The organism is Streptococcus sp. E29BA (genome assembly GCF_041807805.1).
In the GTDB taxonomy this organism is placed as follows: Bacteria; Bacillota; Bacilli; order Lactobacillales; family Streptococcaceae; genus Streptococcus; species Streptococcus entericus.
This window is the reverse complement of the sequence record NZ_JBGTZA010000047.1, coordinates 1-9,657: the sequence shown is the minus strand read 5'-3', so window position 1 is coordinate 9,657 and position 9,657 is coordinate 1. Positions and strand designations below refer to the sequence as shown.

General features: G+C 44.8%; 8 protein-coding genes and 2 pseudogenes. All 10 read right to left on the bottom strand.

Annotated elements, in window-relative coordinates; genetic code table 11:
- Positions 1-490: 490 nt before the first annotated feature.
- The gene (locus ACERC8_RS09115) at positions 491-871 is read right to left on the bottom strand and encodes a pneumococcal-type histidine triad protein (RefSeq protein ID WP_373659579.1); all 381 of its coding nucleotides are present in this window, start codon (positions 869-871) and stop codon (positions 491-493) included.
- Positions 872-913: 42 nt separating this feature from the next.
- A pseudogene (locus tag ACERC8_RS09110) lies at positions 914-1,835 on the bottom strand (metal ABC transporter solute-binding protein, Zn/Mn family).
- Positions 1,836-2,160: 325 nt separating this feature from the next.
- Positions 2,161-3,228, bottom strand: coding sequence for a PotD/PotF family extracellular solute-binding protein (locus ACERC8_RS09105; RefSeq protein ID WP_373659578.1), 1,068 nt, complete (start codon positions 3,226-3,228; stop codon positions 2,161-2,163).
- The gene (locus tag ACERC8_RS09100; protein WP_373659577.1) at positions 3,221-3,997 is read right to left on the bottom strand and encodes an ABC transporter permease; all 777 of its coding nucleotides are present in this window, start codon (positions 3,995-3,997) and stop codon (positions 3,221-3,223) included. Before ACERC8_RS09100 ends, ACERC8_RS09105 begins: the two co-directional genes overlap by 8 nt.
- Complete coding sequence (locus tag ACERC8_RS09095) at positions 3,994-4,788, bottom strand: ABC transporter permease (RefSeq protein WP_373659576.1); 795 nt, start codon at positions 4,786-4,788, stop codon at positions 3,994-3,996. The genes ACERC8_RS09100 and ACERC8_RS09095 overlap by 4 nt, the downstream gene beginning before the upstream one ends.
- The gene (locus ACERC8_RS09090; RefSeq protein ID WP_373659574.1) at positions 4,772-5,926 is read right to left on the bottom strand and encodes an ABC transporter ATP-binding protein; all 1,155 of its coding nucleotides are present in this window, start codon (positions 5,924-5,926) and stop codon (positions 4,772-4,774) included. The genes ACERC8_RS09095 and ACERC8_RS09090 overlap by 17 nt, the downstream gene beginning before the upstream one ends.
- Positions 5,927-5,980: 54 nt before the next feature.
- Positions 5,981-6,880, bottom strand: coding sequence for a UDP-N-acetylmuramate dehydrogenase (gene murB, locus ACERC8_RS09085; RefSeq protein ID WP_373659572.1), 900 nt, complete (start codon positions 6,878-6,880; stop codon positions 5,981-5,983).
- 72 nt (positions 6,881-6,952) lie between these two features.
- The gene (locus ACERC8_RS09080) at positions 6,953-8,221 is read right to left on the bottom strand and encodes a folylpolyglutamate synthase/dihydrofolate synthase family protein (protein ID WP_373659580.1); all 1,269 of its coding nucleotides are present in this window, start codon (positions 8,219-8,221) and stop codon (positions 6,953-6,955) included.
- Positions 8,222-8,339: 118 nt separating this feature from the next.
- Positions 8,340-8,516 (bottom strand): 30S ribosomal protein S21, encoded by a 177-nt coding sequence (gene rpsU / locus ACERC8_RS09075; protein ID WP_018367869.1) that lies wholly within the window; start codon positions 8,514-8,516, stop codon positions 8,340-8,342.
- Positions 8,517-8,917: 401 nt separating this feature from the next.
- Positions 8,918-9,657, bottom strand: a pseudogene (locus tag ACERC8_RS09070) (hypothetical protein); the annotation flags it as partial.

Sequence of the window (9,657 nt, the reverse complement as noted above, 5' to 3'; positions counted from 1 at the left end):
ACACCTATGGTTAAGCGAGTTATCGCTTAACAAAAACACTTTATAAAAATTGTACAGAAAAGGGGTGCCTTTTCACCCTATATGACAAAAAGCCTTGCAATTAGGGCTTTTCATTATCCCTTTCGTTCAAAGATTTCTAAACTTTTACGAGCAATGCTACACACTCGACGTGGTCTGTCTTTGGTAACATACAATTTAACGATTCACGAATCAAAGGTGTCTAAACAAAACGCATCATCTTTAATAGCATTGAAACTATATCTACGGACAGCTAAAAAGCCTTGGAAACAGCTAGTTCCTAGGCTTTTTCTGTATTCTATTGTATCAATTTCCTTACTCCGATTTCTGTCGCAATTACCTTAATCATACTCTATCCTTCTTTTCAATTCATACAACTAACATAGCTATTTAGTTAACTAACATTATACCACACAAGTGAAAAAAGCGTGCCAGTTGGCACACCATAAATACTAATATTTATCTGCTTGGCTCATCGCACATGTGTTGGTGTTTCCTGAGTTAGGTAAAGGTAATACTGATCACCAACCTTGATGATATGCCCATCAGCTACGTCACTAACGATATTCTCTTGCTTTAAGACATAGGCAGGATCATTTAGTACTAAATCTTTATTAATCAGCGCTTCAAAGCTTACCTTACCATTGTAAAAGTGGTAGTGGTCACCGTGACTTGTGACATACCCCTCATCTGTCACCTGCACCACAATCTGCTCTGCGTGATTCCCTTCAGCTTCTGCCACGTCTTCTGGACTTAACTGACTGTCCTTCTCCTGGGAAATAGCTGAGCTGGTTGCTGTTGATTCAACATAGGAGACACGATGATTAGCTGACTCTTGAGAACAAGCTGCCAACACCAGCAAGCAAACCAGGTAAAAACTTAAACAAATTATATTTCATTCTTCCTCCGTCGCTAAAACATCTGCTAAAATCGTCAAATTAGCCTCTAAATTCTCTAAAAATGTCAAATCATTCTTAGGATCTGCTTCCAAGGTGTTCAACTCCTTAAATTGAACTGCTGTTGAAGTTGCCAGAGATTTCGCCAATTTGTCCGAAACTCTTTTTTCAACAAAAATCGTCTTAACCCCGTAGGTTGTGATGAATTCTTTAATCTCTGCCAACTGACGAGGACTAGGCTCTTGAGCAGACACGCCCGTGATACCAAGTTGTTTTAAACCAAAGCGTCTGGCAGTATAGGAGAACGCCGTATGCTGGGTAACAAAGTTTTTTTGTCGGCTACTCTCAAACCGTTGCTGGAATGTCTCGGCCAGAACATCAGCCTTATCTTTGAGAGCCTGAGCATTTTCTTCATAAACGAGACGATTGCTGGGATCAACCTGACTGAGTTGCTCTGCTATGACCAGGGCTTCCTGACCAACCAAGACAGGGTCTAACCAAGTATGTGGATCATAGAGGCTACTATCATCCATCCCTTCCTTAACAACAAACCCTCAACCCGCTCCAGTGGCAAGGTTTTGGATGCCTCTAACACACGAACCGAGGAACCTTTCAAATTGGGGTCCAATCGACCAGCCCAACTCTCTAAAATGTGGGAGTGGTAAATAAAAACATCGGCATCATAAATGGCTCGGACATCACTCACAGAAGGCTCAAAGTCGTGGATACCTGATGTTGAGTTAATCATGCGAACATCGTTAATGTCCCCAGATACTTCACTGACCAAGGCGTACATGGGTAAAAACTAGTGACAATCTTTAACCCTTTTTTCTCAATATTCTGATCTGACTGAGCACTACAACCAACTAAAGCAATTGAACTAACCAAATAAAAAAACCAGCGCACGAGGGATGCCATCATCTTCTCCTTAATCAGTAAACTACCAGTTAAGAATAGTGTACCAGCTCCCTCCTTAAATGTCAAACAGAAAAACAGCCCGGCAAGATGATGGTCAGCCATCACCATCATCTTGCCCGGTTGCTGTTTAGTAATCCTATTCTTTTTTGATTAGGGAAAGGGCTACAGGTTAAACTGGTGACGACAAGGCTAGCTAGCAATGTCGTCACAAATCTCGTTCTAAACAGATCACCCTTAATAAACTTAATCAAGTGTTCGATTCGATCTTAACCTTAGGCTGTTAAAAAATTTCAGCAGCTAGATAAAATTGGTTTTGCTGCTGATAGTCCTATTTCCGATACATCTTAAATTGTAGGAACAAATCGTTATAAATGCCCAGCCATTTCTGACCAAGGTTGTCGTAAACTTCTAGCTTTTCAACGGTTTCCTGACTAGGGTAAAAGGCCTCGTCCTCAGTAATCTCAGCAGGTAAGAGCGCCTTTGCCTTGGTATTTGGCGTGGCGTAACCGATATACTCCGCATTCTGGGCGGCCACTTCTGGGCGCAACATGAAATTGATAAAGGCATAGGCTTCTGCTTCGTGTTTAACCGTTTTAGGGATAACAAGATTATCAAACCAGAGGTTTGAGCCCTCGCTTGGGACCACATAAACCAAGTCCTCATTGGCATCCAGCATCTCGCTGGCCTCTCCTGAAAAGGTCACGCCAATAGCCGCATCCCCCTGAATCATATACCTCTTGAGCTCGTCAGCCACGATGGCCTTGATGTTTGGCGTCAGCTGGTTGAGCCGCTCAGCAACCGCTGTCAGCTCAGCCATGTTCTTTGAATTAAGGCTATGGCCCATGCTGTTCAGCCCGAAGCCCATGACCTCACGCGCCCCGTCCACCAGCATAATGCTGTTTTCAAAGTCAGGATTCCAGAGATCCTCCCAGTGAGCGATTTCCTCATCAATCAGGCTAGTATTGTAAATAATCCCTACCGTTCCCCAAAAATAAGGAATGGAGTAGTCATTACTTTCATCGAAACTCTTGCCCAAAAACTCCTGACCGATGTGCTCTAGCCCCTCCAGTTTAGACTTATCCAGCTTGACCAAAAGGTCCTCGCGCCGCATCTTGTCAATCATGTAGTCACTCGGCACCGCGATGTCATAGGTTGTCCCACCCTGCTTGATTTTGGTGTACATGGCTTCATTACTGTCAAAGGTCTCATACTGCACCTGGATGCCCGTCTCTTCAGTAAACTGCTCCAACAACTCAGAGTCGATGTAGTCCCCCCAGTTATAGACCACCAGCTTATTGCCACCTGTATCATTGGTCTTTTTCATCACGAGACTGATGGAAAATAGCAGAGCGACAATGGCGATAACACCCCCTAAAAAGGCATATAATCTACGCATGCTTGTCCTCCTTCTCTTGAGAGATAAAGTAGTAGCCAATCACCAGCAAGATGCTAAAGAGAAAGACGATGGTTGACAGGGCATTGATTTCAAGTGAAATCCCCTTACGCGCCCGAGAGTAAATCTCCACAGCCAAGGTCGAAAACCCATTTCCTGTCAAAAAGAAGGTCACCGCAAAATCATCCAGCGAGTAAGTAAAGGCCATAAAGTAGCCGGCGATAATCCCTGGGGTCAAATAAGGCAACATGACTTCTTTCATCATCTGAAAACGGCTTGCCCCAAGGTCATAGGCAGCGTTAATCATGTCAGCATTCATTTCTTTTAGACGCGGCAGAACCATGAGCACCACGATAGGAATCGAAAAGGCCACATGGCTCAGCAAGACAGAGACCATGCCCAGCTGAAACCCTAAAAAGGTAAAGAGCAAGAGAAAACTAGCACCAATCATGACATCAGGCGCAACCATGAGCACGTTATTAGCTGCCAGAAGGGCATTTTGCGACGACTGTCGCAGCTGATAGATGGTGATAGCCCCAAAGGTGCCAATCACCGTCGCTAAGAGGGCACTCAGAAAAGCCAGGAAAAAGGTCTCCACCAAAATCAACATGAGCCGACTGTCGCCAAACATGGTACCGTAGTACTCCAAGGTAAAACCAGAAAAGGCATTCATATCCCCCCCAGCATTGAAAGAATAAACAATCAAGTAAACAATAGGAGCATAGAGAATGACAAAGACTAAACCCAGATAAAGATTTGCTAATTTTTTCATTTCCGTCTCTCCTTTGTCACCCACATGGTCAAAATCATAGCCACAATCAGAACGACTCCGATGGTTGAACCCATACCCTTGTTCTGCGTGGTCAAGAAGTGTTGTTCAATAGCCGTTCCCAGCGTAATCACTCGGTTACCACCAATCAGGCGGGTCAGCATGAACAAGCTTAGACTGGGGATAAAAACTGATTGAACCCCTGATTGGACGCCATTAAGCGATAAGGGAAAGATGATCTTGCTAAAGGTCTGCACCTCGTTAGCGCCAAGATCTCGACTGGCATTGACCAAGTTCTGGTCAAGGTCGTCTAGGGCGTTAAAAATCGGCAAAATCATAAAGGGCAACTCGATATAGCTAGCCACAAAAATGAAGGAAAAATCCGTAAACAAAATCTGCTGGGGACCAACCCCAATAAAGCTCAAAAAGCTGTTAATCCCTCCTTGCTGACCGAAAATCCCCATAAAGGCGTAAGCTTTTAACAAGAGATTAACCCAAGTCGGCAAGATAACCAGCATGAGCCAGAGTTGCTTGTGCTTGATCTTGGTCAAGAGATAAGCTAAAGGATAGGCGACGACTAGGGTAATCAGGGTGATGACACCAGCGTAGAAGACTGAGTTAAAACTCATCCGCAGATAGGTGTTACTGCTGAAAAAGGTCTGATAGTTGGCAAGTCCAAAGTTCCCTTGCACATCAAAGAGCGACTGCCAAAAAATCAAGGCGACAGGCGCAACGACAAAGAGAACCAGCCAAAGGTAGTAAGGGACAGCCAGGAAACTAGAGGTTTTCTTCATGACGTTCCTCCTCAATAGCATTGATGAGACCGTCCTCAACCTCCTCAACCTCGACATACTCCTCAATACGAGCGTCAAACTCCTCTTCAGTCTCGTTGAGACGCATGATATGGATGTCTTCTGGCTCAAAGTCTAGCCCAATGACCTCTCCGACAATGGCCTTTCTGGTCGAATGAATCATCCATTCGTTACCGAGGTCATCGTAGGCGATAATTTCATAGTGAACCCCTCGAAAGAGCTGGGTATCAACCTTAACCTGCAACTTGCCCTCTTCTGGCAGGGTAATCTGCAAATCCTCTGGACGGATGACCACCTCAACAGGTTCATTAGGGCGCATCCCTCCGTCCACAGCTTCAAATTGCTTGCCGTTAAATTCCACCAAATAGTCCTTAATCATGGTAGCAGGCAAGATATTGGATTCGCCGATGAAAGTTGCCACAAAGTTGTTAATGGGCTCGTCGTAGATGTCAACTGGCGTCCCTGATTGGACAATCTCGCCTTCGTTCATGATAAAAATCCAGTCACTCATGGCAAGCGCCTCTTCCTGATCATGGGTGACAAACACAAAGGTGATGCCTAAACGCTGCTGGAGCTCACGGAGCTCATACTGCATCTCCGTCCGCAATTTCAAATCAAGAGCTGATAGGGGCTCATCCAGAAGCACCACCCGCGGTTGATTGATAATGGCACGGGCGATGGCTACCCGCTGGCGCTGACCGCCAGACAATTTCTGAATAGGCCGCTTATCATAACCCTCCAGACGTACCATTTTCAAGGCTTCTACCACACGACGGTCTATCTCAGCCTTGTCCACCTTTTTCAGTTTGAGTGGGAAAGCCACATTCTCATAGACGTTCATGTGGGGGAAGAGGGCATAGTTTTGGAAAACGGTGTGGACATCCCGCTTGTTTATTGGGACATCGTTAATCCGTTTGCCATCCAGATAGACATCACCGCTAGTCGCATCAAGAAGTCCTGCAATGATGTTCAGTATGGTTGATTTTCCTGAACCAGAAGCCCCCAAAAGGGTATAGAACTTCCCTTCTTCTAGTTCAAAATTAATATTTTTCAGCACCTGCGTGCCACTATCCTCGAATGTCTTTGTGACATTCTTAAAGGCGATAATCGGTTGTGTCACTGCCTGTTTTCCTCACTTTGTCTTATTTCTATCGGACTAATCCACTCAAGAGGATTATCCCTTTTCTCCAATCACTCGTACTTCTGTCTCAAGCGCAATGCCTGTTCGTTCTTTCACGACAGCCTGCACATGGGCAATTAACTGTTCATAATCTTGGGCAGTGCCATCAGCCACATTAACCATAAATCCTGCATGTTTGGTTGAGACTTCAACACCACCGATACGGTGACCTTTGAGATTAGCTTCCATGATGAGCTGACCTGCAAAATGTCCGACTGGTCGCTTAAAGACAGACCCACAGGACGGAAACTCCAGTGGTTGCTTGAGCTCGCGTAAATGGGTTAATCGCGCCATCTCTTGACTAATCAATGTGTAATCACCTGGTTTTAGGGCGAACTTAGCAGAGATAACAATATCCCCTGTCTCCTGAATAATGGAATGGCGGTAACCGAAACGCATGTCCTTGGCTTCAATGGTTTTTATCTCGCCTGATGAGGTCATCACCTTGACAGATAGTAGGATATGAGCAATCTCACCACCGTAAGCACCAGCGTTCATAAATACTGCCCCACCGATGCTGCCAGGAATGCCACAGGCAAACTCGAAACCAGTCAAACTGTGAAACTGAGCAACTTTGGTCGTTTCAATCAAGTTGGCCCCTGCTTCTGCTTCAATAACATAGCCATTAACCGTCACTGTATTGAATTTATCAAACATGATGACAAAGCCACGAATACCCCCATCGCGAACGATGATATTGCTTGAATTTCCCAAAACCATCCAAGGAATGTTTTCCTGATTGGCAAAGCGAACGAGGCGTTCCAACTCAAATTTGTTTCTAGGAAATGCAAGGTAGTCAACCGGACCACCAACTTTTGTGTAGGTATAGGGTTTCAGTGGCTCGTCAAACCGAATATCGATACCTGCTAAGGTGTCTATGATGTGTTGTTTCATCTGTCGTTATTATTCTTTTCCGTGTCAAACTAATTGCACAAATAGAGCAATCTTACCTATTATACCAAAAGCTCAAGCATTTGACGAGCCTTGAGGTGATAAAAGATGTCGTCTCACTTGACCAATAAAATAAAGTGAGCCTGTAATGACAAAAAGATCTTCTTCTCTTGCTTCCTCCAACCGCTCTAGCCATTTTTCAAAAGACGCTACACGGGGATAAGCTTCAGGGTAAGCCTCTAGGGCATAGGCCTTGGGATAATCAAATGTCGTGACGGTCAGGTCAGCAAAGCCTTGTAGCTGCTGCAACATAGAGTGAGCAGGCTTGGTATCTATGGCCGCAAATAGAATATGAATCGTCTTGTCAGCATAATCTTGCTGTAAGACATCGACTAGAGCCTTGATGCTTTCATCATTATGGGCACCATCAATCATGAGGTTGGGGAAGATAAACTCTGTCCGCCCCAACCAAAAGCTCTTGGCTAGAGCATTTTTGATGTGCTCATCAGTAAGATTTGGGTAAGTCTTTGCTAACAGGCGACTGGTCATCAGCGCTAGACTAGAGTTTGATACCTGGTGTTGACCTGGCATGGCCAATACGAGATTTGTTAATTGCCCCTCTTCGTCAGAAAAGGTGAGACCTGTGTCAGTCTCTGTCAGGTCAAAATGTTTGCCCTTTTCATAGATAGGGCTGGCTAGACGTTCAGCTGTTTGGTAAAACAGTTGGCGGACCTCCAAACGATGTTCAGCAAAAATTAAAGGAACCCCTCTCTTTAGCACACCGATTTTCTCACCAGCAATCGCCAGATGAGTATCTCCTAGAAAATTCTGATGGTCAAGACCAATCGAGGTACAAATAACTGCCAGCGGGGTAAACACATTGGTCGAGTCATACCGACCGCCCAAGCCCGACTCAATCACCACTAAATCGACTGGATGTAACCGAGCAAAGTAAATAAACATGATTAGGGTTATTAGCTCAAACTCCGTCACAGGACCAAAGTCCGTCTCGCTTTCCAAACGAGACACTACTGGCTGAAGGAGCTCAACCGCTTTGACAAAATCCTCACGACTGATCATATGACCATTAATCGCTATTCTCTCTCTAAAATCCATGATAGACGGCGAGGTGAAGGTGCCGACAGTATACCCTGCCTCCTGAAAGATATGTCTTAGATAGTTAACCGTTGAACCCTTGCCATTTGTCCCAACCACATGGATGGCAGCTAGCTGATGTTGAGGGTTGCCGAGTTGCTCTAATAGCCACTGAACACGCTCTAAACCTGGCGTTATCCCAAAACTTAAGCTCGTTTTCAACCATTCAAAAGCCTCTTGAAAATTGATCATTCCTTTTCCTCTTTAAGTCTCTATAGACCCAAATCATCCAGCGCTAAAAAACAAGATAGAGGCGAGGACTTAAGTCCCAGCCTCTATCACAGTCATTGTTTGCACTCGCTAAACATTAGAACTTCTTACGTTTACGAGCAGCTTCTGATTTGCGTTTGCGTTTCACAGACGGTTTCTCATAGTGCTCACGTTTACGCACCTCTTGAAGAGTACCAGCTTTCACAACCGCACGTTTGAAACGACGGAGTGCGTCGTCAAGTGACTCATTCTTACGGACAACTGTTTTTGACATATTTTTCACCTCCTCAAGATAATGTAACATTTTCACGTTCTTAGCCATTCTACCGAAAAATAGCAGATTTGTCAAGAGATTTGCAAAGTTTTTTGACGTTTCTCTATTAGAAATTTGTAGATCCGAATCTTAAAACATCAAGAAAAACCAACAATTTTAGCCCAAAGTAAAGTTGATACGGAGCCTGCTTGCCTGGGGAGCAAACGATGTACCCTGATATGAAAACTGCAAGCTAGGGTTGACCTAAAACAGGTCTTATAGCTAGCTAATCTCCTATACTAAAACAGTGACTCACGGCAATTGTGAATCTCTGTTTTTTGAGCTGAAAATTCTCTTTGTCTGAACTCAGTTATTAGTGACTATCCAATAATCAACTGTAGTTAATAAGAGCCATCAACACTTTAATCATCATGCTTCTTACGCTTAATAATAACGACTGCTAGTCCTGATATTAAGAATATAGTTCCACCTAAAGCAATAATTAGCGGTAAGGTATTTGAGTCAATCTGCTGTACCGTTTCATTTGATGGTTGAACAGAAGGTTTCGATGATAGAATATCCTCTGAGCTATCTGCTGACTTCAATGATTCCGGTTCAGTCTGAGTAACCGTCAAAGAAGGGATTGAAGACGTCGAGGGTTGACTAGTAGATGAGAGTCGTGACTCTATGTCTAGGTTACTCCTATATACACTTTGCTGAATAGAAGGGAATACAGTTTTATCCACTCCCATCGAAACATTATCTGTCTTTTCTGCTGGAGTGACGAGCTGATCAGAGGTCGCATTAGCCAATTTAGCTTGGGCGGCTTGGGCTGTGCTTTCCGCGGCTTCTACCTTACTTGTTGCCTCGGCGCTATCCTTGGCTTCCACTTCTTCCTCCCTGTCCCAGCGACCGTTGCTATTGCTGTCGGTGACTGCTGGGCTAGCCGGAAGAGAGACGGCACCTAGGCGACCTTCCAAGGCTGTCTTAGCGCTACCTGATGGCAAGCTGTCGACAGCATGTCTAGCTTCTGATAGGGCTGTACGCGCTTCAGCGATGGCCTCATCAACTGCGGATTTCTCCGTTGGAGTGACGAGCTGATCAGAGGTCGCATTAGCCAATTTAGCTTGGGCGGCTTGGGCTGTGCTTTCTGCGGCTTCTA

What these genes read in the sequence shown, in the direction of transcription:
- ACERC8_RS09105 (WP_373659578.1), bottom strand. Translation starts at nt 3,228, where the DNA reads ATGCGTAGATTATATGCCTTTTTAGGGGGTGTTATCGCCATTGTCGCT.
- ACERC8_RS09100 (WP_373659577.1), bottom strand. Translation starts at nt 3,997, where the DNA reads ATGAAAAAATTAGCAAATCTTTATCTGGGTTTAGTCTTTGTCATTCTC.
- ACERC8_RS09095 (WP_373659576.1), bottom strand. Translation starts at nt 4,788, where the DNA reads ATGAAGAAAACCTCTAGTTTCCTGGCTGTCCCTTACTACCTTTGGCTG.
- murB (WP_373659572.1), bottom strand. Translation starts at nt 6,880, where the DNA reads ATGAAACAACACATCATAGACACCTTAGCAGGTATCGATATTCGGTTT.
- rpsU (WP_018367869.1), bottom strand. Translation starts at nt 8,516, where the DNA reads ATGTCAAAAACAGTTGTCCGTAAGAATGAGTCACTTGACGACGCACTC.